Origin of the sequence: Ornithinimicrobium sufpigmenti (genome assembly GCF_004322775.1) — a bacterium.
Taxonomy (GTDB): Bacteria; Actinomycetota; Actinomycetes; order Actinomycetales; family Dermatophilaceae; genus Ornithinicoccus; species Ornithinicoccus sufpigmenti.
This window is the reverse complement of record NZ_CP036403.1, coordinates 3394835-3415992: the sequence shown is the minus strand read 5'-3', so window position 1 is coordinate 3415992 and position 21158 is coordinate 3394835. Positions and strand designations below refer to the sequence as shown.

The 21158-nt window shown below is 72.5% G+C and carries 23 protein-coding genes; 13 read left to right on the top strand and 10 right to left on the bottom strand.

Annotation, left to right across the window (positions count from 1 at the left end; all coding sequences use genetic code 11):
* The first annotated feature begins 11 nt into the window (after nucleotides 1-11).
* From ESZ52_RS15655 to dtd, 3 genes are read left to right on the top strand one after another with little or no spacing between them, the layout of a single operon-like run.
* Complete coding sequence (locus tag ESZ52_RS15655) at nucleotides 12-857, top strand: beta-keto acid cleavage family enzyme (RefSeq protein WP_238154654.1); 846 nt, start codon at nucleotides 12-14, stop codon at nucleotides 855-857.
* Nucleotides 854-1915, top strand: coding sequence for an asparaginase (locus ESZ52_RS15650; RefSeq protein WP_131105748.1), 1062 nt, complete (start codon nucleotides 854-856; stop codon nucleotides 1913-1915). The genes ESZ52_RS15655 and ESZ52_RS15650 overlap by 4 nt, the downstream gene beginning before the upstream one ends.
* Nucleotides 1912-2337, top strand: a complete 426-nt coding sequence (dtd, locus tag ESZ52_RS15645; RefSeq protein WP_131105747.1) for a D-aminoacyl-tRNA deacylase — start codon at nucleotides 1912-1914, stop codon at nucleotides 2335-2337. The genes ESZ52_RS15650 and dtd overlap by 4 nt, the downstream gene beginning before the upstream one ends.
* Nucleotides 2338-2423: 86 nt before the next feature.
* Here the strand turns inward: dtd and ESZ52_RS15640 are convergent, their stop codons facing one another.
* The 3 genes from ESZ52_RS15640 to ESZ52_RS15630 all read right to left on the bottom strand — a co-directional run bounded on the left by ESZ52_RS15640 (nucleotide 2424) and on the right by ESZ52_RS15630 (nucleotide 4253).
* Nucleotides 2424-2810 (bottom strand): phosphomannose isomerase type II C-terminal cupin domain, encoded by a 387-nt coding sequence (locus ESZ52_RS15640; RefSeq protein WP_131105746.1) that lies wholly within the window; start codon nucleotides 2808-2810, stop codon nucleotides 2424-2426.
* A 181-nt stretch (nucleotides 2811-2991) separates the two neighbouring features.
* Nucleotides 2992-3321 (bottom strand): DUF2516 family protein, encoded by a 330-nt coding sequence (locus ESZ52_RS15635; protein WP_131105745.1) that lies wholly within the window; start codon nucleotides 3319-3321, stop codon nucleotides 2992-2994.
* Between the two features lie 74 nt (nucleotides 3322-3395).
* Nucleotides 3396-4253, bottom strand: a complete 858-nt coding sequence (locus ESZ52_RS15630) for a class I SAM-dependent methyltransferase (protein WP_131105744.1) — start codon at nucleotides 4251-4253, stop codon at nucleotides 3396-3398.
* Between the two features lie 75 nt (nucleotides 4254-4328).
* On the opposite strand from ESZ52_RS15630, the gene mshA reads away from it, so the two are divergent.
* From mshA to ESZ52_RS15615, 3 genes are read left to right on the top strand one after another with little or no spacing between them, the layout of a single operon-like run.
* Complete coding sequence (mshA, locus tag ESZ52_RS15625; protein ID WP_131105743.1) at nucleotides 4329-5633, top strand: D-inositol-3-phosphate glycosyltransferase; 1305 nt, start codon at nucleotides 4329-4331, stop codon at nucleotides 5631-5633.
* Complete coding sequence (locus tag ESZ52_RS15620; RefSeq protein ID WP_238154653.1) at nucleotides 5630-6172, top strand: YbjN domain-containing protein; 543 nt, start codon at nucleotides 5630-5632, stop codon at nucleotides 6170-6172. Before mshA ends, ESZ52_RS15620 begins: the two co-directional genes overlap by 4 nt.
* A 9-nt stretch (nucleotides 6173-6181) precedes the next feature.
* Nucleotides 6182-6937, top strand: coding sequence for a phosphoglyceromutase (locus ESZ52_RS15615; protein WP_131105741.1), 756 nt, complete (start codon nucleotides 6182-6184; stop codon nucleotides 6935-6937).
* Between the two features lie 5 nt (nucleotides 6938-6942).
* On the opposite strand, the gene ESZ52_RS15610 is transcribed toward ESZ52_RS15615, so the two are convergent.
* A complete protein-coding gene (locus ESZ52_RS15610) occupies nucleotides 6943-7629 on the bottom strand; it encodes a response regulator transcription factor (RefSeq protein WP_131105740.1) in 687 nt (228 codons plus the stop codon).
* A 4-nt stretch (nucleotides 7630-7633) separates the two neighbouring features.
* On the bottom strand, nucleotides 7634-8884 hold the full coding sequence (locus ESZ52_RS19935; RefSeq protein WP_131105739.1) for a sensor histidine kinase: 1251 nt from the start codon (nucleotides 8882-8884) through the stop codon (nucleotides 7634-7636).
* A 256-nt stretch (nucleotides 8885-9140) separates the two neighbouring features.
* Between ESZ52_RS19935 and phoU the strand changes: the two genes are divergently transcribed.
* Entirely contained in the window at nucleotides 9141-9845 is a 705-nt protein-coding gene (phoU, locus tag ESZ52_RS15600; RefSeq protein ID WP_337590175.1) for a phosphate signaling complex protein PhoU, read from the top strand.
* A gap of 3 nt (nucleotides 9846-9848) precedes the next feature.
* On the opposite strand, the gene ESZ52_RS15595 is transcribed toward phoU, so the two are convergent.
* The gene (locus ESZ52_RS15595) at nucleotides 9849-10433 is read right to left on the bottom strand and encodes a hypothetical protein (RefSeq protein WP_131105738.1); all 585 of its coding nucleotides are present in this window, start codon (nucleotides 10431-10433) and stop codon (nucleotides 9849-9851) included.
* Nucleotides 10434-10677: 244 nt separating this feature from the next.
* Between ESZ52_RS15595 and ESZ52_RS15590 the strand changes: the two genes are divergently transcribed.
* The 3 genes from ESZ52_RS15590 to ispF are packed head-to-tail and all read left to right on the top strand — an operon-like array spanning nucleotide 10678 to nucleotide 12526.
* Nucleotides 10678-11160: a CarD family transcriptional regulator gene (locus tag ESZ52_RS15590; RefSeq protein WP_022921966.1), complete on the top strand. Its 483-nt coding sequence runs from the start codon at nucleotides 10678-10680 to the stop codon at nucleotides 11158-11160.
* Between the two features lie 23 nt (nucleotides 11161-11183).
* Nucleotides 11184-12041, top strand: coding sequence for a 2-C-methyl-D-erythritol 4-phosphate cytidylyltransferase (ispD, locus tag ESZ52_RS15585; protein ID WP_131105737.1), 858 nt, complete (start codon nucleotides 11184-11186; stop codon nucleotides 12039-12041).
* On the top strand, nucleotides 12038-12526 hold the full coding sequence (ispF, locus tag ESZ52_RS15580; RefSeq protein WP_131105736.1) for a 2-C-methyl-D-erythritol 2,4-cyclodiphosphate synthase: 489 nt from the start codon (nucleotides 12038-12040) through the stop codon (nucleotides 12524-12526). Before ispD ends, ispF begins: the two co-directional genes overlap by 4 nt.
* Nucleotides 12527-12675: 149 nt before the next feature.
* On the opposite strand, the gene ESZ52_RS15575 is transcribed toward ispF, so the two are convergent.
* Both ESZ52_RS15575 and ESZ52_RS15570 read right to left on the bottom strand, forming a co-directional pair.
* The gene (locus ESZ52_RS15575) at nucleotides 12676-14409 is read right to left on the bottom strand and encodes an AMP-binding protein (RefSeq protein ID WP_131105735.1); all 1734 of its coding nucleotides are present in this window, start codon (nucleotides 14407-14409) and stop codon (nucleotides 12676-12678) included.
* Nucleotides 14410-14658: 249 nt separating this feature from the next.
* The gene (locus tag ESZ52_RS15570) at nucleotides 14659-15702 is read right to left on the bottom strand and encodes a hypothetical protein (RefSeq protein WP_131105734.1); all 1044 of its coding nucleotides are present in this window, start codon (nucleotides 15700-15702) and stop codon (nucleotides 14659-14661) included.
* A gap of 403 nt (nucleotides 15703-16105) precedes the next feature.
* Between ESZ52_RS15570 and ESZ52_RS15565 the strand changes: the two genes are divergently transcribed.
* The 3 genes from ESZ52_RS15565 (at nucleotide 16106) to ESZ52_RS15555 (ending at nucleotide 18679) form a co-directional block, all read left to right on the top strand.
* Nucleotides 16106-17260 (top strand): S-(hydroxymethyl)mycothiol dehydrogenase, encoded by a 1155-nt coding sequence (locus ESZ52_RS15565; RefSeq protein ID WP_131105733.1) that lies wholly within the window; start codon nucleotides 16106-16108, stop codon nucleotides 17258-17260.
* Nucleotides 17257-17886, top strand: coding sequence for an MBL fold metallo-hydrolase (locus ESZ52_RS15560; RefSeq protein ID WP_131105732.1), 630 nt, complete (start codon nucleotides 17257-17259; stop codon nucleotides 17884-17886). The genes ESZ52_RS15565 and ESZ52_RS15560 overlap by 4 nt, the downstream gene beginning before the upstream one ends.
* Before the next feature lie 259 nt (nucleotides 17887-18145).
* Entirely contained in the window at nucleotides 18146-18679 is a 534-nt protein-coding gene (locus tag ESZ52_RS15555; protein WP_425600055.1) for an AMIN-like domain-containing (lipo)protein, read from the top strand.
* 97 nt (nucleotides 18680-18776) lie between these two features.
* Here the strand turns inward: ESZ52_RS15555 and ESZ52_RS15550 are convergent, their stop codons facing one another.
* Nucleotides 18777-20261: a TIM-barrel domain-containing protein gene (locus ESZ52_RS15550; RefSeq protein ID WP_131105731.1), complete on the bottom strand. Its 1485-nt coding sequence runs from the start codon at nucleotides 20259-20261 to the stop codon at nucleotides 18777-18779.
* Between the two features lie 38 nt (nucleotides 20262-20299).
* Nucleotides 20300-20956, bottom strand: a complete 657-nt coding sequence (locus tag ESZ52_RS15545; RefSeq protein WP_131105730.1) for a GOLPH3/VPS74 family protein — start codon at nucleotides 20954-20956, stop codon at nucleotides 20300-20302.
* Nucleotides 20957-21158: the final 202 nt, after the last annotated feature.

Sequence of the window (21158 nt, the reverse complement as noted above, 5' to 3'; positions counted from 1 at the left end):
GGATGCGGCCCATGTCCGCATCGACGCTGATCAAAGTCGCGCCCACGGGCGCCGAGACGGCCAAGGCCGACGCCCCCCAGCTGCCCACGACGCTGGAGGAGCTGGTCGAGACGGCCCGCCGCTGCCAGGAGGCCGGCGCGGGCCTGATCCACGTGCACGTGCGGGACCCGGAGGCGGGCCACACGCCCACGCTCGACCCGGTGCGCCTGAAGGACACGGTCCAGGCCCTGCGCGAGGCGACCGACCTGGTCGTCCAGCTCTCCACCGGAGGCTCGGTCCACGACCCGCTGGAGTCGCGGCTCACCGTCCTCGACGCCGAGCCCGACTCCTGCTCCCTCACCTGCGGGACGGTGAACTTCGGCGATGACGTCTTCCTCAACCCCTACCCCTTCATGAGCGACCTCTACGTCCAGGCCCAGGAGCGGGAGGTCGTGCCCGAGTTCGAGCTCTTCGACCTCGGCCACGTGGCTGCCCTGCGTCGGCTCATCGACCAGCACGGGCTGCCCTACGGCGGCAAGGTGCACGTCGACTTCGTCACCGGCGTGCCCGGCGGCATGCCCGGCACCGTCCCTGCGCTCGTGGCCGGGGTGCAGGCCCTGCCGGAGGAGGTCACCAGCTGGTCGGCCACCGGGATCGGGCGCGCGCACCTGCCGGTCGCGGCGGCCGCGCTGGCGATGGGCGGCCACCTGCGGGTCGGGATGGAGGACAACCTCATGTATGCCCGCGGGCAGCAGGTGCAGCACAACGCCGAGCTCGTGGAGCGGGCGGCCGGCCTGGCCACGACCATGCAGCGCCCACCGATGGCGACGCAGGACGTGCGCGCGTTGCTCGGGGTCAAGGACCGGCGGGCCCGATGAGCGAGCAGACGATGTCGCCGCTGGCGCAGGCGCCCGTGGTCGCCGAGGTGGTCCGGAACGGGTTCGTGGAGTCGGTCCACCACGGCGTGGTGGCGCTGACCGCGGCCGACGGCAGCACCTCGCTCGCGGTCGGCCCGGTCGACGTGCCGGTGCTGCCCCGCTCCTCGCTCAAGCCGCTCCAGGCGGTCGCGATGCTGCGCGCCGGTGCCGAGCTGGGTGACGAGCTGCTCGCCCTGGCCTGCGCCAGCCACTCGGGGGAGCCCTTCCACCTGGAGGGCGCGCGTCGGATCCTCGCCTCCGTCGGGCTAGACGAGTCCGCGCTCCAGAACACCCCGAGCCGTCCCCTCGACGACGACGAGCGGGAGCGGTGGGTGCGTGAGGGCCTGCCCGACTCCAGCCTGGCCCAGAACTGCTCCGGCAAGCACGCCGGCATGCTGGCCGCCTGCCGCGCCGCCGGCTGGGACACCACGACCTACCTGGCTGCCGAGCACCCGCTGCAGCGCCTCATCGTCGAGGTCGTCGAGGAGCTGACCGGGGACCGGGTGAGCGCGTTCACCGTCGACGGCTGCGGTGCCCCCGCGCTCGCCGTCTCCACGGCCGGGCTGGCCCGCGCCTTCGGCGCCCTCGCCGCTGCGGGGCCCGGCACCCCCGAGGGCCGGGTCGCCGCCGCGATCGGCGCGCACCCGGCGTGGCTGGGCGGCACCGGCCGCGACGTCACCGAGCTCATCGAGGTCGTGCCCGGTCTGATCGCCAAGGACGGCGCGGAGTCGGTCTATGCCGTAGGGCTCGCCGACGGCCGTGGACTGGCGGTCAAGATCACCGACGGCGCGGAACGGGCCAGGGTGGTCGTCACCACGGCGGTCCTGCGCGCGGCCGGTGTCCAGCGCCTGGCTCCGAGCGTGACGGAGGCGCTGAACCGTCTCGACGCCCGGGCCGTCGTCCGCGGGCACGGCCAGCCGGTCGGCGCCGTCCGCGCCGTCGTGCCCGGTCTGGGCACCGCCACCCGGGCAACCCCTCAGGCGGACGGGCCCGGTATGCCGTCGAGGGGCGCCGGGTGAGGGCGGTCCTGCAGCGCGTCACCCGGGCCAGCGTGAGCGTCGACGGCGAGGTCGTCGGGGCCATCGACCGCCCCGGCCTGCTGGCGCTGGTGGCAGCCACCCACGACGACGGCCCGGGCGACGTGGCGACGATGGCCCGCAAGATCGCCGAGCTGCGCATCCTGCCCGAGGAGCGGTCGGTCGCCGAGGCGGGGGCCGCGGTGCTCGTCGTCAGCCAGTTCACCCTCTACGGCAGCACCCGCAAGGGCCGCCGGCCGTCCTGGACCGCGGCCGCCCCCGGCGACGTGGCCGAGCCGCTGGTCGACGCGGTCGTCGCCGACCTGCGCAACCGTGGGATCGAGGTCGCGACCGGGGTGTTCGGCGCGATGATGCAGGTGGAGCTCGTCAACGACGGGCCGTTCACCTTGCTCGTCGACACCTGATCGTCGACACCTGAACGCCGGCCCATGAACCCCGGCACGTGACCTGACCGGCCCGACCTCCGTCTGCGACCGGCTACCCGCTCGGCCTAGGCCCTGAGGTAGTCGTCCTGCAGGCGCTCGATGTCCTCCTCGTCGAAGTCGCCGAACGCCAGCTCCAGGACCCGCACGTCCGAGGTGCCCAGGTTGGTCAACCGGTGGGGGGCTCCCAGGGGCACCCAGGCCACCTCGCCCTTGCGCATCGTCCACGAGTACCCGTCGACCGTCGCCTGCACGCCTTCGTCGAGTGCCTGCCACAGCTCTGCCCGCTGCTCGTGGCGCTGCAGGGACAGTCGCTGGCCGGGGGCGATGGTGATCACCTTGACGGTGGTCGGCTCGTTGAGGCAGAACTGCTCGAACCGACCCCAGGGACGCTCCACGACGACGGGTTGCTGACGGCGGTCCTGCTCCACCACCGGCTCCGTGTTCGTCGCCATGGTCCTCCCTTGGCTGCTCGTGTCGCTGATGACGGGCGCGATCAGTGCAGGTTTGCGCTGGTCACGGCTGCGCGGGGGCGCTGCGCGCTCCACTATGCCATCCGGGGACGGTCTTGTCGGAGCGTGGCGTCCTCACTGCTTTCCCACCCGTGCGGACCGGCGCACGCGTCGGCCGGCCGGCTCACCAGGGCCCGTACGGGCCCATGTGGCTCCCCCCGCCGCGGCCCTGCACCGCGCGCACGGCGGGCTTGACGTCGGTGTGGTAGACCGCCGCCGCGATGACGGCCGCGAGGTTGAAGATGTTCAGCGGCCCGAAGATCGAGATGAAACCGACCGCTGTCGCCACCCCGGTGAGCAGCAGCCAGAACTGCTTGCTGCGCTTGCCGGCCGCCGGGAAGGCGTCGGCGCGCACCCGCAGGCAGTCGACCAGCGCCCACGCCATCAGCGCGAAGGCAGCGACGCCCAGCACGAGCGTCACGGTGTTCTGGGCGGAGATCAGGACCGGCGACATCCCACCAGCGTACGTGCCGACCCTGGATGTCTCTCGGGAACCGCGCCGGAGGTCAGGCGCACATCACGCCCACGTCAGGCCAGGTGGCGAGGCGCCACCGCGGCCCAGTCGACGGTCAGCTCACCGAGCCGCCACCGCCCCGGACCGCCCCGCACCGGCCAGCCCGCCCCGGTCAGGTCGCGCGCCGTCGCGACGAAGCGCTGACGGGCACCGTAGGAGGCGAGCGGGGCGTTGCGGGCCCAGGCGGCGTCCAGCGCGCGCATCAGGTCGTGCACCCCCTCGCCGGGCACGTTGCGGTGGATGAGCACCTTGGGCAGCCGTTCGGCCACCACGGAGAGCGTCTCCAGTCCGGCCAGCCGCCAGGCCAGGGTGAGCGAGCGCGGCACCGGTGCGGCGTCCGGCCCCCGGCGCACGTCGACCCACGTCGCCAGCCGCCCGGGCTCGTCGCAGGTGCCCTCGACCAGCGCGCCACCGGGCGCGAGCCGCGCCACGACCCGGGCCCAGGCCGGGGGCACGTCATCCTCGGCATACTGCCGCAGCACGTTGAAGGCGCGCACCACCGTGGGCGCACCACCGCTGGTGGGGGGCACCGGCACCTCGAACCCCCCGAGCACGAAGTCCACGCGAGGCGGGTCGGCGTGGGGCAGCCCTCGGGCCACCCGGTCGGGGTCGATCTCGACCCCGACCACGCGGACGTCCTCGCGCACCGCCCGCAGCCGCTGCGCCAGCTCGAGCACGGTCACGGGCGAGGCGCCGTAGCCCAGGTCCACGACCACGGGTGGCTCGGCCGGGGCCCGCAGCTCCTCGCGCAGGAACGCGGCGATCCACCGGTCCACGCGCCGCAGCCGGTTGGGGTTGGTGGTGCCACGGGTGATCTCACCGACCGGGGCGGTCCTGGAGACGGCACGGCGGCGCGGCGCGGGGCGGGGCACGACACCCAGGATAGGAGGGCCGGTATGCGGTGCCGGCCCTGCCGGGCGGCCCCGCCACCGTGCCAGACTGACCGGATGCGCAGCGCCGACGACCGTGCCGGCCCTCCGGCGAGGGTGCTGATGGTCTCGCTGCACACCTCGCCGTTGCTGACGCCCGGGACGGGGGACGCCGGTGGGCTCAACGTCTACGTCCTGCAGACCGCCCTGCACCTGGCGCGCCGCGGTGTGTCCGTGGACGTCGCCACCCGCGCCACCACGCCCGAGGAGGTCGGCACGGTCCGACCCGCCCCCGGGGTGGAGGTCCACCACCTGGCGGCCGGCCCACGCGCGCCGGTGCCGAAGGAGGAGCTGCCCGCGCACGTCGACGCCTTCGCGCAGGAGCTCGCCCCGTTCGTGACCAGGGCCGCGGCCGAGGATGGCGTGGTGCACAGCCACTACTGGCTCTCGGGGGTGGCTGCCCTGCGCGCGGGGGAGATGCTCGCCGACGGGAAGCCCGCGCCACTGGTCCACACGATGCACACCGTGGCCAGGGTGAAGAACCAACGGCTGGCGCAGGGGGAGCGCCCCGAGCCCGCGGTGCGGGTCCGCGGGGAGGACGAGCTGGTCGCGCGCGCCGACCTGCTCGTCGTCAACACCGCCGACGAGCAGGACTCCTTGGTGACCCTGCACGCCGCCGAGGCTGGGCGCGTCCGGATCGTCGCCCCTGGCGTGGACCTGCAGACCTTCCGGCCCGGCCCGCAGCAGCTGGCCCGGGCCGAGCTCGGCCTGCCGGCCGAGGCGCTCATCCTGCTCTTCGTCGGCCGGATCCAGCCGCTCAAGGCCCCCGATGTGCTGCTGCGAGCCGCCGGAGAGCTGCTCCGGCGTGACCCCCAGCTGCGCGACCGGCTGCTGGTCGCCGTCCTGGGCGGCCCGTCCGGCTCTGGACTGGCCCGTCCCGGGGCGCTGGCCGCCATCGTCGACGAGGAGGGGCTGGGCGGCGTGGTGCGCTTCGGCGAGACCCTGCCGCGCGCCCAGCTGGCCCGCTGGTACCGCGCCGCCGACCTGCTCGCCGTCCCCTCCCACCACGAGTCTTTCGGCCTGGTCGCGGTCGAGGCGCTGGCCAGCGGCACACCCGTGGTCGCCGCCCGCGTCGGCGGTCTGCCGCACGCGGTGGGCGAGGTCGGGGTGCTCGTGGACGGGCACGACCCCCACGACTGGGCCGACGCCCTGTCTGCCGCGCTGGCCCGGCTGCAGGCGGAACGGGTGGCCTGGTCGGCCCGGGCGGTCGCGCACGCAGCGCAGTTCTCCTGGGACCGCACCGTCGACGGGCTGCTCGACGCCTACCGCACCGCCCGGCAGCATCCTCACCTCCCACCCACCCCGACCGAGGAGCGCCGATGAGCAGACCGATGAGCAGGCCGATGAGCACAGACACCGCATACCTGACCCGACTGCGCGAGCACCTGGACGCGCTCGAGGTGCCCTGGGAGCAGGGCGCGCGGAAGCGGGAGACGGTGGCGACGCTGCCGGGGGAGCGCAAGCTGCGCACGGTGGTCTCGCTGCTGCTGGGGGAGCGGGCGCTGGAGCTGCGCGCCTTCGTCATCCGCAACCCGGACGAGAACCACGAGGCGTTCTACCGCTACCTGCTGCGGCGGGCCCTGCGGCTGCCAGGGCTGGGGTATGCCGTCGACGCCAGCGGCGACGTCTACCTCACCGGGCGCGTCCCGTTGGCGGGGCTGGACGAGGAGAGCCTCGACGAGCTGCTCGGTGGAGTGCTCACGGCCTGCGACGAGCCGTTCAACGACCTGCTGCGCCTGGGCTTCTGGACCTCGATCCGGCGCGAGTGGGCCTGGCGGGTCGACCGGGGCGAGTCCACCGCCAACCTCGAGGCCTTCCGGGCCGAGCTGGAGGGGACCGGCGCCGGCCAGGCCACCCGATAGTGTGCAGCCATGAGCACGGCTGCCTACACCCTCATCCTGCTCCGCCACGGCGAGAGCGAGTGGAACCAGAAGAACCTGTTCACCGGATGGGTCGACGTCGACCTCACCGAGCGGGGCCACGCCGAGGCCCGGCGGGCCGGCGAGCTGCTGACGCAGGAGGGCCTGGCCCCGGACGTGCTGCACACCTCCCTGCTGCGGCGCGCGATCACCACCGCGAACACCGCGCTGGACGTGGCGGACCGGCACTGGATCCCCGTCCGGCGCTCCTGGCGGCTCAACGAGCGGCACTACGGCGCCCTGCAGGGTCTGGACAAGGCCGAGACGCGGGACAAGTACGGCGAGGAGCAGTTCATGCTGTGGCGCCGCTCCTTCGACACCCCGCCGCCGCCGATCGAGGACGACAACGAGTACTCCGAGGCGGGCGACCCCCGCTACGCCGACCTCGGCGAGGACCTGCCCCGCACCGAGTGCCTCAAGGACGTCATCGCCCGCATGCTGCCCTACTGGGACGGCGAGATCGTGGCCGACCTCAAGGCGGGCCGCACGGTGCTGGTCACCGCCCACGGCAACAGCCTGCGGGCCCTGGTCAAGCACCTGGACGACGTCAGCGACGAGGACATCGTCGGACTGAACATCCCCACCGGCATCCCGCTGCTCTACGAGCTCGACGCCGACCTGCGCCCCGTCGCGCGCGGCGGTCGCTACCTCGACCCCGAGGCCGCCGCCGAGGCGATCCAGCAGGTGGCCAACCAGGGCAAGAAGTAGGCGGTTCAGCTCCCTGCTTCGAACTTGTACCCCAGGCCGCGCACGGTGATGATGTGCTGCGGCTTGGACGGGTGCGGCTCGACCTTGGCGCGCAGCCGCTTGATGTGCACGTCCAGGGTCTTGGTGTCGCCGACGTAGTCGCTGCCCCAGACACGGTCGATGAGCTGGCCGCGGGTGAGCACCCGGCCGGTGTTGCGCAGCAGCATCTCCAGCAGCTCGAACTCCTTCAGCGGCAGGGTGACCGGCTCGCCGTCCACCTGGACGGTATGCCGTTCGACGTCCATGCGCACCGGCCCGGACTCGATCGTGGAGGGCAGCAGCTCCTCGGGCTCGGCCAGCCGGCGCAGCACCGCCTTGATCCGGGCCAGCAGCTCGCGCCCGGAGTACGGCTTGGTGACGTAGTCGTCCGCGCCGATCTCCAGCCCCACCACCTTGTCGACCTCGGAGTCCTTGGCGGTCAGCATGATCACCGGGACGTTGGAGCGCTGACGCAGGGCGCGGCACACGTCGACGCCCGACAGGCCGGGCAGCATCAGGTCCAGCAGGACCAGGTCGGCGCCGTTGCGGTCGAACTCGGCGAGCGCGTCCGGCCCGGTACCGGTGACGGCGACGTCATACCCCTCCTTCTCGAGCAGGTAGGACAACGGGTCGGAGAAGGACTCCTCGTCCTCGACGACCAGGATGCGGGTCATGGGCTCACCTCTCGGGCAGGCTGTCGTGCAGCGTCAGGGGTTCGGTGGAGACGTCGGGGGCGAGGGTCAGGTGCCGGCCCCGGTCGGCGGGGGAGCCGACCGGTCGGTCGTCGTCGGTGACCGCAGGCAGGCGGAGGGTGAAGGTCGAGCCCTGGCCCTCCTGGCTCCAGACCGTGACCTCCCCGCCGTGGTTGGCGCAGATGTGCTTGACGATGGACAGGCCCAGCCCGGTCCCGCCGGTGAGGCGGGAGCGGGCGGCGTCGACCCGGTAGAAGCGCTCGAAGACGCGTTCCTGGTCCTCCGCGGAGATGCCCCGTCCCTGGTCGGAGACCGAGACCTCCACCACGTCGTTCACGCGCCGGGTCACCACGCCGACCTTCGTGCCGTCCTCGGAGTAGTTGATGGCGTTGGTGACGAGGTTGCGGATGGCGGTGGTGACCAGCTCCGGGTCGCCGTAGATCCGTAGCTGGGACGGGTGGCCGGTGGGGGTGGCGACCACCTCGCGCAGGCCGGCCACCAGCCGGGTGTGCTCGACCGCCTCGGCGGCGCAGGCGGCCACGTCGACGATGACCATGTCCGCCAGCGGGTCGGTGGTCTGCAGGCGGGAGAGGTCGATGATCTCGCTGACCAGGCGGGTCAGCCGCTCGGTCTCGGTGGTCATCCGGGCGGCGAACCTGGCCACGGCCTTCGGGTCGTCCGCGGCGTCCTGCACGGCCTCGGCCAGCAGCTGCAGGCCGCCGACGGGGGTCTTGAGCTCGTGGCTGACGTTGACCACGAAGTCGCGGCGGACCTCCTCGACCCGCCGTGCCTGGGTACGGTCCTCGACCAGGAGCAGGACATGCTCCTGGGCCAGGGGGGCGACCCGGACGGCGAGCAGGATGCGCCCTCCCGCGATCGGGCTGAGCGGCAGCTCGAACTCCGCCTCACGGATCGCGCGGTCGCGCAGGGTCTGCGCCGCGAGCCGGCGCAGCTGCTCGTGCGCCAGCCGGTCGCGGCGGACCAGGCCGTACGCCAGGGCATTGGCGCTGGCGGTCTGCACCCGCCCTTCCGCGTCCAGGACCACCCCGCCGGACCGCAGCACGGTGAGCACGTCCTGGACCCCCTCGGGCACGCGGGACCCGGGGTCGGGGTCGTCCGCCTCCGTCACGGCCTCGGACATGACCGTAGAACCGAGGCGGTGGGACAGCCACCACACCAGGCCGGTCACAAGGGCTCCCAGGACGGCACCCAGGAGACCCGCAGCGAAGGGGGTCACGGGGACAGCCTAGGACGCTGGAGGACCCGGTCCCCGCAGGTGGACGTCAGGTGCGGCATGCGGGGGTTGAAGTTCACTCCACCGTCGTCAGGCGTTCATGAGAACGTGGGAACCTTCGAGACTGGCGTCCTGAGTCTCGGACGCGACCCCAGCTCGACGGACATCGGCATCCGTCGACGGACCTGGGCAAAACATCGACCAACCCGATCTAGACCGACCCGGTCGACCTAGATCGAACGCAGGAGGGCAAGCAGGCGTGTTGCGTAGTCATTACCAGGAAGAGCTCGGTCACATCAATGAGCAGCTGGTGCAGATGAGTGGCCTGGCGGCCACCGCGCTGGAGCGGGCGACCCGCTCGCTCATGGACGCTGACCTCGACCTGGCCCAGGAGGTCATCTCCGACGACGCCTACCTGGACGCCGTGCGCCGCGACGTCGACAACCGCGCCATCGACATGCTGGCCCGGCAGCAGCCCGTCGCCACCGACCTGCGACAGATGGTCACCACCCTGCGGATGAGCTCGGACCTGGAGCGCGCGGGGGACCTGGCGCGGCACGTGGCCAAGCTGGCCCGGCTGCGCTACCCCTCGCCGGCCCTGGACGAGCAGCTGCGCCCGATCTTCGAGGAGATGTCGACCACAGCGATACAGATGGTGCGCCGGGCCGGGGAGATCGTGGCGGCCAGCGATGCGCACGGTGCGGCCGAGCTGATGGGCGCGGACGACACGATGGACCGGTTGCACCGCGAGGTGTTCCGGATCCTGCTCGACCCCGCGACGTCGATGTCCGCGCAGGCGACCGTCGATGCGACCCTGCTGTCCCGCTACTACGAGCGGTTCGCCGACCACGCGGTCTCGGTCGCGCTGCGCGTGGTCTACCTGGTGACGGGGGTATGGGCGGACGAGCAGCTGCCCGGCGCGCACGAGCACTTCCTCAGCGACGTGCCGCGCTCCAGCGGCTGATCCTCAGCGGTCGCCGTCGGCGGGGGTGGAGTGGTCCTCGTCCTCGGCCGCTCCGTCGTGGTCCTCGGCCGCCGGCCGGGGCTCCACCGGCCCGCCCGCCAGGTCGGCGAACTCTTCGTACGGGCCCTGCGGCAGCAGCACCGGCGCGTGGGCGGTCAGCGTCTCCTCGTCGGTGACGATCCGGATCTCCATGCCCTGGCCGGAGGGACCGTCCACGGAGGGGATGGTGACGGGCTCCCCGGGACCATCGGACGGGTAGCCGTCCAGGCGGACCACGCCGCCCGGGCCCACCTCCACCTGCGGGCTGAGGTCGTTGCCCGCGGCGCTGACCGTGACGGTCACCGGCTCCGAGGTGCGGTTGGACACCGAGCCGACGACGACGCCGGGCGCGCCTTCACCGTGGCTGACCACGAGCAGGTTGCGCACGTCCACGGACTGCCCGTCGATCTCCACCCCGTCGGCCGGGGAGTAGCGGATCATGCTCGTGGTGGGGGAGGTCAGCGAGCAGCCGGACAGCGCGAGTGCGGCAAAGGCGGCGGTGAGCACAGCGGCACGGCGGCGGGCGCGGAAGGCAGGTGCAGTCGTCACGGAGGACACCCTACCCGGCAGGCCCGCCCCGGGCCCGTCACGGGCTGCCTGCCGCCGTCGCCGAGCCCTCTGACCTGCGGGGAGGTGGGGTCCGGGTGCGGAGCGGATATGCTCCTCCGGACGGTGCGCGGCATACCTGAAAGCCTTTGTCAAGCCCCTGACCTGCATAAATGCCAATCATGTTATTCCGTGACCTGCGCCACGCGTGGTAAACTGAAGGTCCGCGAAAGGGGCAATTGACAAGATGACGTTCAAGGTCGGAGAGACGGTTGTGTACCCCCACCACGGGGCCGCTCTCATCGAAGAAATGAAGACCCGGACCATCAAGGGCGAGGAGAAGCTCTACCTCAAGCTCAAGGTCGCTCAGGGAGACCTCACCATCGAGGTGCCCGCTGAGAACTGCGACCTGGTCGGTGTGCGTGACGTCGTCGGCAAGGAAGGCCTGGACAAGGTCTTCGCCGTGCTGCGCGCCGAGCACACCGAGGAGCCGACCAACTGGTCGCGCCGCTACAAGGCCAACCTGGAGAAGCTCGCCTCCGGCGATGTGATCAAGGTGGCCGAGGTCGTGCGTGACCTGTGGCGCCGGGACAAGGACCGTGGTCTGTCCACGGGCGAGAAGCGCCTGCTGTCCAAGGCGCGGCAGATCCTCGTCTCCGAGCTCGCGCTCGCCGAGAAGACCAACGAGGACACCGCCGAGGCCACCCTGGACGAGGTCCTCGCCTCCTGAGCACAGAACCGGCGCCGCCCGCCATGTCTTCGTCGGGCGTCGGGCTGGTCCTCGTCGCCGCGGGCCAGGGCACCCGACTGGGTGCCGGCATGCCCAAGGCGCTCGTGCCCCTCGGCCACGGCCCGCACGAGGCACCGATCGTCGTCCACGCCCTGCACGCCGCCCTGGCCTGCAGGGCGTTGACGTCGGTGGTGGTCGTCGCCCCGCCAGACCCGGAGGGTAGGCAGCAGCTCACCTCCGCGATCACGGCCGCCGGTGCTGCCCTTGGTCAGGACACGACGGCGCCCGCGATCCAGGTCGTCCCGGGCGGTGCGGAGCGCTCCGACTCCGTGGCGGCCGGCCTCGCTGCTCTGCCACCGGGGATCGACGTGGTCCTCGTGCACGACGCGGCCAGGGCGCTGACCCCCGTCGAGGTCTTCGACCGGGTGGTGGACGCCGTGCGAGCGGGTCATCCGGCCGTGACCCCGGCGCTGCCGGTCACCGACACGGTCAAGCAGGTCGTGCCCGGCCCGGACGGGCTGCTCAGGGTCGTGAGCACCCTCGACCGGTCCACGCTGCGGGCGGTGCAGACCCCGCAAGGCTTTCTGCGTCAGACGCTGGAGCGGGCCCATGGGGACCTCGCGCGCCGCGGGACGGGCGGGGCCGCGCTGGCGACCGACGACTGCGGCATGGTCGAGGCGTGCGGGGGCGAGGTCACCGTGGTCGAGGGGTCGCCGCGGGCGCTGAAGATCACCACACCCCACGACCTGGAGGTGGCCGCGGGCTGGCTGGCGCAGGGCGCGCCAGGCAGCGGAACGAGCGCGACCGGCACGCCAGGTCCGCCGAGCACGCGTGCCCAGGCCGCCTCACCAGCAACCCACGACGAGGGAGTCCCGTCATGACCGCTCTGCCCCGCACCGGGATCGGCGTCGACGTCCACGCCTGGGCCCCCGTGGGCGCCGACCGGCCCCTGTGGCTCGGCTGCCTGCAGTGGCCGGGGGAGCGCGGCATCGAGGGCCATTCCGACGGCGACGTCGCCGCGCACGCCGCCTGCAACGCCCTGCTCTCGGCGGCCGGGCTGGGCGACCTGGGCGCGGTCTTCGGCACCGGACGGCCCGAGCTGGCGGGGGCCTCCGGTGCCCGCCTGCTCCAGCACGTCGCGGGCCTCCTGGGGTCCGACGGCTGGACGATCGGCAACGTCGCGGTCCAGGTGGTCGCACCTCGGCCCAAGATCGGCCCCCGCCGCGGCGAGATGGAGGCCGCCATGTCCGCGGCGCTCGGCGGCGCGGCCGTCTCCGTGAGCGCTGCGACGACCGACGCCCTCGGCTTCATCGGCCGCGTCGAGGGCCTCGCCGGGATCGCCACCGCGCTCGTCGCGCGACGGTAGGCGCCCGCCGGTAGCCCGCTCCGTGTCCGACGGAACGGCTGCAACCTCCGCTGGTGCCCCGCCCGCGTCCGACGGACCGGTGAGCCGCCGGACCGGTCACCCGCTCCAGCTGGTCGTCGCCCGCCGCTGACGTCCACCGGGCGAGGTGCTCAACCCTCGTCGTTCCCGTCGGTGAGGAGGCGCTCGCGCACCCGCCGGCGCAGCACCTTGCCGAGCTGGCTGCGGGGCAGGTCCTCCAGCAGGTGTACGGCGCGGGGCACGGCATACCGGGAGACGCGCCCGTGCAGCCACTCACGCACGGCGGTCAGGTCCACCGCGGCGCCCTGCTCCAGCACCAGGGCGGCGACGACGCGCTCCCCGAGCGAGGTGTCCGGCAGGCCGACCACGGCGACGTCGACGACGCCGGGCATGCCGCGGACAGCGTCCTCGACCTGGGTCGGGTAGATGTTGAAGCCGCCGCTGATGATGAGCTCCTTGCGGCGGTCGGCGAGAGCCACGAAGCCGTCGTCCGGGTCGCGCCGGACCAGGTCGCCGGTGCGCAGCCACCCGCCCGGCAGGAGCACCTGGGCGGTCTCCTCCGGGGCGTCGAGGTAGCCGCCGAAGACCTGCGGCCCGTGGACCAGCAGCTCGCCCACCTCGCCGTCGGGGACGTCGGGGGCCTCTACGTCCTTCTCGACCAGCTCCGGGTCGACGACGCGGATCCGGGTCCCGGGGAAGGGGATGCCGAGCGTGCCGGGGCGGCGCCCCGGGCCGAACGGGTTGCCGAGCGCGACCGGGGACGACTCGGTCATCCCGTAGCCCTCGATGACCAGGCCACCCGTCGCCTCCTCCCAGCGCCGGGCGATCGCCGGGTCGAGCGACATGGCACCGGAGATCGCGTGGCGCAACGGCCGCAGCAGCGTCGGGTCCGCCGTGGTGGCGGCTGCCGCGAGGCGGTCCAGCATCGGCGGAACGCCGGCGAGGAAGGTCCACGGCCGCCGCCGGATCGAGGCCAGCGCCAGGTCGACGTCGAAGTTGGGCAGCACCACCTGCGTGGCGCCCATCGAGACGGCGAAGGTCAGCGAGAGCGTCATCCCGAAGGCGTGGAAGAACGGCAGCACCGCCCCGAACGTCTCCTCGCCCTCCTTGAGCGGCACCCACTGCCGTCCCTGCGCTGCGTTGGCCATCAGGTTGGCCTGGGTCAGCGGCACCAGCTTGGGGGTGCCTGTGGTGCCGCCCGTGGGCAGCAGCACCGCCATGTCCTCCGAGGAGGGCGTGTATGCCGTCCACGGCGCCTTCCCCTTCGCCCCGTCCCGTGTCCCCTTCGGCTGTCGACCGGCCGCCGCGACGCTACGGTCCCAGGAGCCCACGCCCGCCGGGACGGCGGCCCTGAGCTGTGCTCGCTTGGCCTTCGCGGCCTTCAGCGGCAGGCGCAGCAGGAGCCGGGTGCGGCGCGGCATACCGGCGGTGAGGTCGACGGCGAGCACGGTGCGGTCGGGGTCGGCGGCCGTTCCCTCGGGCAGGACCGCGGCCAGCGCGTGCTCCCAGGCCAGCACCACCTTCGCGCCGTGCATCCGCAGCTGGGCCCGGATCTCCTCCGGTGCCGCGAGCGGGTTGTGCTCGGCGACGGTGGCGCCCAGCGAGGTGATGGCATAGAAGGCGACGACGTGCTGGGGGCTGTTGGGCAGGACGACCCCCACCCGGTCGCCGGGCGCGACACCGTGGTCGCGCAGGACCTGCGCCGCGGCCGCGACCTGGGCGGCGAGCTCGGCGTAGGTCAGCTCCGCGCCCAGGAAGTCGATCGCCACCCGCTCCGGCCAGCGTCGGGCAGCCTGCGCCAGCAGCTCGGTGGTCGACCCGGCGGGCGTCACCGTCAACGGGATGAGGGGCTCTTCGCTCGTCACCCCTCAAACCTACGCTGCCGTAGGTTCGTCGCCGAACGGGCGGGCGGCCGGGCGGACGGACGGACGGCCGGGCGAACGGGTGAACGGGTGAAGGGGCGACTGGGCGGACATACACCGGGCACGACAGCGGGCACCCGGTTGCGGAGAACCCCTGTGCCGAAACGGTGTGTCGCAGGCGTGGCGCTGACGACGGATGTGACACACCGTTCTTGCTCAGGCAGGGCAGGTCGGGTCAACCTTCCCTGACCTTCACTGTCCGTGCTGGGCCGGCCCGCGAGGAGGCGCCGCGACGACCCGCACGGCGGGCAGGGGGGAAGCGGGTCCGAGGGCTACAGTCCGACGGAGTCTGATGAGGAAGCGCTCTGGCTGGGAGTACAGCGTCCAGGGGGTGACCCCCAGCACCCGTGCTCCGACCGCCACGTAGTCCGAGTCCTTCTCCACCGTGCCGGCCCAGCGGTCACCACCCTGGTCATCGATGCCCTGGTGGTGCTGTCGGGAGTGCACCTGGATCACCAACCCGAGGTTAGGGAAGAAGCCGTCCGGGTAGCCCACGAGCTTTCCGTCCGAGAGGCGCTCCAGCCCGACGTTCGTCAGCATCTGCGGCAGGCCCGGCTCCAGGTCCACGACACGTCGCAGGGCCGCCTCGGGGCGGGACCACGCCCCGCCCACGAACGCTTCCACACCGGCGTCGATGCCCCGCACCGTGTCCTGCGGTCGCTGCCAGAGCTCCTCTCTCAGCTCCTCGGCGGTGCAGAGACCTCGCTGGAGTACCGCGATCGCCAGTGCCACCAGGTCCTGATCGGGCACGTGCTGGTAGACCGCGGCGTCGGCGAGGGCTCGGGGAGCAGACGCGAGGGCGACGAGACCGGCGGTCTGCGCCCCCGTCATCGGACGGCTCGAACGGATGACGCGGGCCTGGCCGTGCTGCCTCGCGCGCCCCGACGCGGGGACGACAAAGAGATGCTGGTGGCTTCCCGGCACCTGCAGACCATGACCCCGGAGGGCCGTCAGGCCGGACAGGACGGCGCGCGGTCCCGCCCACAGCGTCGCCGCGATGAGCTGCGTCGTGCCGTCCAACGGTCCACGGTGAGGGGCCACGACCGACGGGAAGGGGACCTGCCAGAGGGTGGTCCTGGCGTGTCGGATCTGGGCCTCGGTCCAGCCCGCGGTTCGCAACTGCGGGTATGTCGCCAGGCCCCGCTGCCCCGGCATGGTGGGGAAGGTCGGTCTGACGCGGGGTTGCGCCTCAAAGGTGCTGGAGGACTCGTCGGGGTTCTCAGCCAGCTGCTTCATGGGCCCAGCGTCCCCGGTCCGGCGCCTCATCCGCCTGGGCCGAGGACGAACCTGTGGACAAGGAGGGCCTTGGGTCGAGCCAGGAACCTGCGGACAAGGAGGGCCTTGGGTCGAGCCAGGAACCTGCGGACAAGGAGGGCCTTGGGTCGAGCCAGGAACCTGCGGGTAAGGAGGGCCTTGGGTCGAGCCAGGAACCTGCGGGCCAGGAGGGCGCGGACCCGCCTGAGCGCACGCAGGTGCGGAAACGGTGTGTCGCATCCGTCGCTGGCACCACGGATGTGACACACCGTTCTCGCACATACCTCATCGGCGCGGTGCCCACTCCCACCCCGCTGGATGACCGGGCGGAGCGGAGTGCCTAGATTGGAGAGCAGTTCCCGTCCCCGACCAAGGAGGATCGCCCATGTCCCAGATCGTCAAGGGCGTCATCGCCCGCAGCAAGGACGCCGACGTCGAGGTCGTCGACATCGTCGTGCCGGACCCCGGACCGGGGGAGGCGGTGGTCAAGGTCGAGGCCTGCGGCGTCTGCCACACCGACCTGCACTACCGCCAGGGCGGCATCAACGACGAGTTCCCGTTCCTGCTCGGCCACGAGGCGGCGGGCACCGTCGAGGCCGTCGGCGAGGGCGTCACCGAGGTCCAGCCGGGTGACTACGTCATCCTCAACTGGCGCGCCGTCTGCGGCCAGTGCCGGGCCTGCGCCAAGGGTGAGCCGTGGTACTGCTTCGCCACCCACAACGCCACGCAGAAGATGACCCTGGCCGAGGGTGACCCGATGGCCGGCGCGGAGCTGAGCCCCGCCCTCGGGATCGGCGCGTTCATCGAGAAGACGCTGGTGGCGGCCGGCCAGTGCACCAAGGTCGACCGAGAGGCCTCGCCCGTGGCCGCCGGCCTGCTGGGCTGCGGCGTGATGGCCGGCTTCGGTGCCGCCGTCAACACCGGCGCCGTCACCCGCGGCGACTCGGTCGCCGTCATCGGCTGCGGCGGCGTGGGTGACGCCGCCATCGCCGGTGCCGCCATCGCCGGCGCCACGACGATCATCGCCGTCGACATCGACGACCGGAAGCTGGAGACGGCCAAGCGCTTCGGTGCCACCCACACCGTCAACAGCAAGGAGAGCGACCCGGTCGAGGCCATCCAGGCCCTCACGGGCGGCCACGGCGCCGACGTCGTGGTCGAGGCGGTGGGCCGGCCGGAGACCTACAAGCAGGCCTTCTACGCCCGTGACCTCGCCGGCACCGTCGTCCTGGTCGGGGTGCCGACCCCCGACATGGAGGTCACCCTCCCGCTGGCCGACATCTTCGGCCGGGGTGGGGCGCTGAAGTCCAGCTGGTACGGCGACTGCCTGCCCTCGCGCGACTTCCCGATGCTCATCGACCTCTACCGCCAGGGCCGCTTCGACCTTGACGCCTTCGTCACCGAGACCATCGGGCTGGGCGACGTCGAGGCCGCCTTCGACAAGATGCACGGCGGCGACGTGCTGCGTAGCGTCGTCGTCATCGACAGCCAGACCCAGGCGCCTGCGGGTGCCCCTGAGAGGGAGGAGAGCAAGGTATGAACGTGCGGATCGACCACGGGATCACCACCGGCAACTTCGAGCTGGACGGCGGCACCTGGGAGGTGGACAACAACATCTGGGTGCTGGGCAACGACGAGGAGTGCGTGATCTTCGACGCGCCGCACGACGCCCAGAAGATCGCCGACATCGCGGCCGACCGCAAGGTGGTCGGGATCCTGCTCACCCACGCCCACAGCGACCACGTCGACGCCGTCTTCGACCTCAAGGACTGGGTCGACGCCCCGATCTACCTGCACCCCGACGACAAGGAGGTCTGGGAGCTCACTCACCCGGGCCGCACCTGGGACCAGGATCTGGCCGACGGCATGACGATCGAGGTGGCCGGGCAGACCATCCAGGTGCTGCATACCCCGGGTCACTCGCCTGGCGCCTGCTCCTTCTACGTCCCCGGCATGGCGACCGTCTTCACCGGCGACACGCTCTTCGAGGGCGGGCCGGGGGCCACCGGCCGTTCGTTCAGCAACTTCGACACCATCATCGAGTCGATCACCCACAAGCTGCTGACCCTGCCGGAGGAGACCGTCGTGCGCACCGGCCACGGCGGCACCACCACGATCGGCGCGGAGGCACCGCAGCGCCAGGACTGGATCGACCGGGGCAGCTGAGGATTCCGGCCGGTGACCGACCGGTCACCGAGGCGACCATGACCGGTATGCCGTGATGACGGGGGCGGGTGCACACCCGCCCCCGTCCCGTCTCCTGAACCTTCTCAGCCGCGCGTGCGACTACCTGACGAAGGCGCTCCGCCGGAACGCCCACAGGGGCAGGGGAAAGATCATGGGAACGACCGTGGGGACCAATCGGAGGGCCGCGGCCACGCTGGCTGCGCTCGTCATGCTCGGCGGGGTCGTGCCCGCCGCGGCCATGACGTCGAGCCACGTGCCGACCGGCGCGACGAGCGCCTCGGCTGGAACGGCCGGCGTCAGCTGCGGGGTGACGTGGGGGTCACTGGAGAAGGCGCGCAGCGACAGCCACGTCGGCGACGGCACGATCACCAACGTCCGGTCGGGACGGCATACCTGCTTCGACCGCGTGGTCGTCGACATCGCGGGGGTCGCGGCCGGCAAGGTCGGCTACCGGGTGAGGTATGTCGACACGGTCAGCGAGCCCGGGTCCGGCCGGCCGGTGCCGTTGGACGGCGGCGCGCGGATGCAGGTGGACGTCACCGTCCCGGCCTACGACTCCTCCGGCGAGCCGACCTACTCACCGAAGGACAGAGCCAGGGTCGTCGACGTCACCGGCTACGACACGCTGCGCCAGGTTGCGATCGCGGGATCCTACGAGGGACAGACGACCTTCGGGGTGGGCGTGCGCGCCCGGCTGCCGATGCGTGTCCTCGTGCTCGACGGCCCGGGCAGCGGGTCAAGGCTCTTGATCGACGTCGCGCACCGGTGGTGATGGTGCACGGGCGAGAGGGCGGGCGTGCGCCGCGCGGACGCCAGAAAGGTGATCGCGAGCGTTCTCCCGGGCGTGGCAGGCGGAGCCGGACCAGCCCTCACCGCCCCTCGGCGGTCAGCACCTCCACCAGCGCGCCGAGCAGCGACGGGTCCAGGCCGAGCGAGGTCAGCTCACCCACCAGCCCGGCACGGTATGCCGCCAGGTCCGCCCGGGTGAGCAGACGCCATACCTCGTCCTTGGTGGCGTGCTCGATCTCCGCCGCGTCGAGGATGTCGAAGCAGGTGCCGAGCTCCCGCGCGGTGGGCTCGACGGTCGAGAGGTCGACGCTGACCTGTTCGCCGACGGGGATGTCCGCGTGCACCGCCACCGCGGGGGCGACTCCGGCCACGTGCACCGTCCAGGTCCGCGCCGCGGGGAGCACAGACAGGTCGCCCTCGGCCGGACCGATCGTAAGGACCCCTCGACGCAGCCGCAGCGGGGTCCGCGCCGCCCGCCGGGACTGCTCGGCGAAGTGCACCTCGTTGAGCACCCGCAGCGGGTCCAGCCCCGGCAGGCGCGACCAGGGGCCGGACTGCCAGTCGATCCACCAGAAGTCCACCCCCTGCTCCTCCAGCGGGTGCGCGACGTGGTCGAAGAAGGCCCGCAGCCACGCGGGGTCGGTGACGTCGAAGGCCAGCGGTGCCTCGGTCGAGGGGTCCACGTAGAGGGCCCGCGCCATCGCCGGGTATGCCGTCTCGAAGGCCCGCACCCCGTCCGCCGGGTGGTCGTTCAGGGTGACCTTCAGGCCACGGTCGTGCAGCTCCTTGAGGAAGCCTTGGGGGTCGGGGAAGAGCCGGGGGTCCCAGGTGTAGCCGGTCCAGCCGCTGCCGAACCGGCTCTCCGGGTCGGTGATGTGCCAGTCCATGTCCAGCACCGCGACCGAGAACGGCAACCGGTCAGCGGCGAACCGGTCCAGCAGCGCGGAGTACTCCTGCGCGGAGTAGGGGTGGTAGCGGCTCCACCAGTTGCCCAGCACGTAGCGCGGCACCCGTGGCACGGGCCCGGTCAGCCGGTAGAAGTCGCGCAGCGCGCCGCGGAAGTCCAGCCCGTGCGCGAAGACGTAGAGGTCGACCGCCCCCTCCTCGCGGGGTCGCAGGTCGGTGGCGCCGGGGCCGGTCCGGACCAGGCTGACGGAGTCGTCGAGCACCTCGTAACCGTCCCGGGAGATCACCCCCGGCTCCAGCGGCGTGCGCCCGTCCACCTCGTCCAGGGTGCGGGCGGTGCCGCCCAGCCGGCTCTTCTCCCGGACGGGCACGCCATACCGCCACACGGAGTGGTAGGTGGTGACCCCGCCCCTGACCTGCAGCGACAGGCCGGACGGTGTCGGCGACCCCCCGTCGTAGACCAGCTCGAACCCGTCGGTCACGACCTCCACGCCCTCGCCGACCGGGGTCACGGTGGCCGGCACCGGCCCGAGGTCGCGGTGCAGCACCACCTGCGTCGGTTCGTCGGTGAAGGTCCCGGACGGTGACCACTCGAAACGGACGAGGTATGGCGTGAGCACGCTCAGGCGGGCGCGGTCGGTCTGGTGGACGACGGGCATGGCCCCACGCTATTGGCTCAGCCACCCGCCAGCGGCGCTCAGCTGGACGCACCACCTGCCGCCGCGGCGGCCGCGAGCGTGGTCGCGGTGGCCGCCTCCTCGATGGCCTTGGCGACCGCCTCGGGGGCCCACCGACCCTTGAGGACCTCCTTGCCGCGGCGCTTGACGTCGCGGTTGGTCATGCCGGGCCGCAGCTCCTGGGGGACCACCGTGTGCAGGATGTTGACGGCGTGCAGCAGCGAGATCAGCGCCCCGGTGCGCGAGTCCGCCTCCTGCGCACCGGTCAGCACGCGGGCCAGGTCGTCCAGCACGGCCTGCCGCGGGCCGTCCACAACCACCGGCCAACGGGTCCACAGGGTCAGGCCGACCACCGACACCGGCTCGGGCCGGACCAGCTCCTGGGTGACCAGGCTCTCCAGCACCGGCTCCAGGAGGTGCTTGCCGACCTTGTCCAGCACATCCTTGGGCTTCTTGCCCTCGTACTGGGCGAAGCGCACCAGCGCGTCGTCGAGCAGGTGGTCACCGATCGAGCCGGCGTCGAGCACCCGCAGCCGCTTGTCCTGCACGTCCAGGCGCTCCATGACCGCCAGCTCGGTCAGGAAGGCGCCCGCCAGGACCAGGTTGCGGCCGGTGCCCAGCAGGTTTCGCCCCTCCACGCTGGTCCCGACCAACACCAGTTCTTCGGCGATGTGCATGGCTCAAGGTTAGGGCTAGGGCAGGGGTGGTGACGGGCGATCCGGCATTCCGGGCGCCGATGAATGCCAATGAACACTCCGCGTCGACGACGCCGGTGCCGAGGTAGGCAACGTGGTGCACGACATGCAGCGCTGTCGACGTGGTCTGTCGTGCAGGACGTTGCCTGTCCGGTGCCGGTGTGCGGGGCCGTCGTCATCGCTG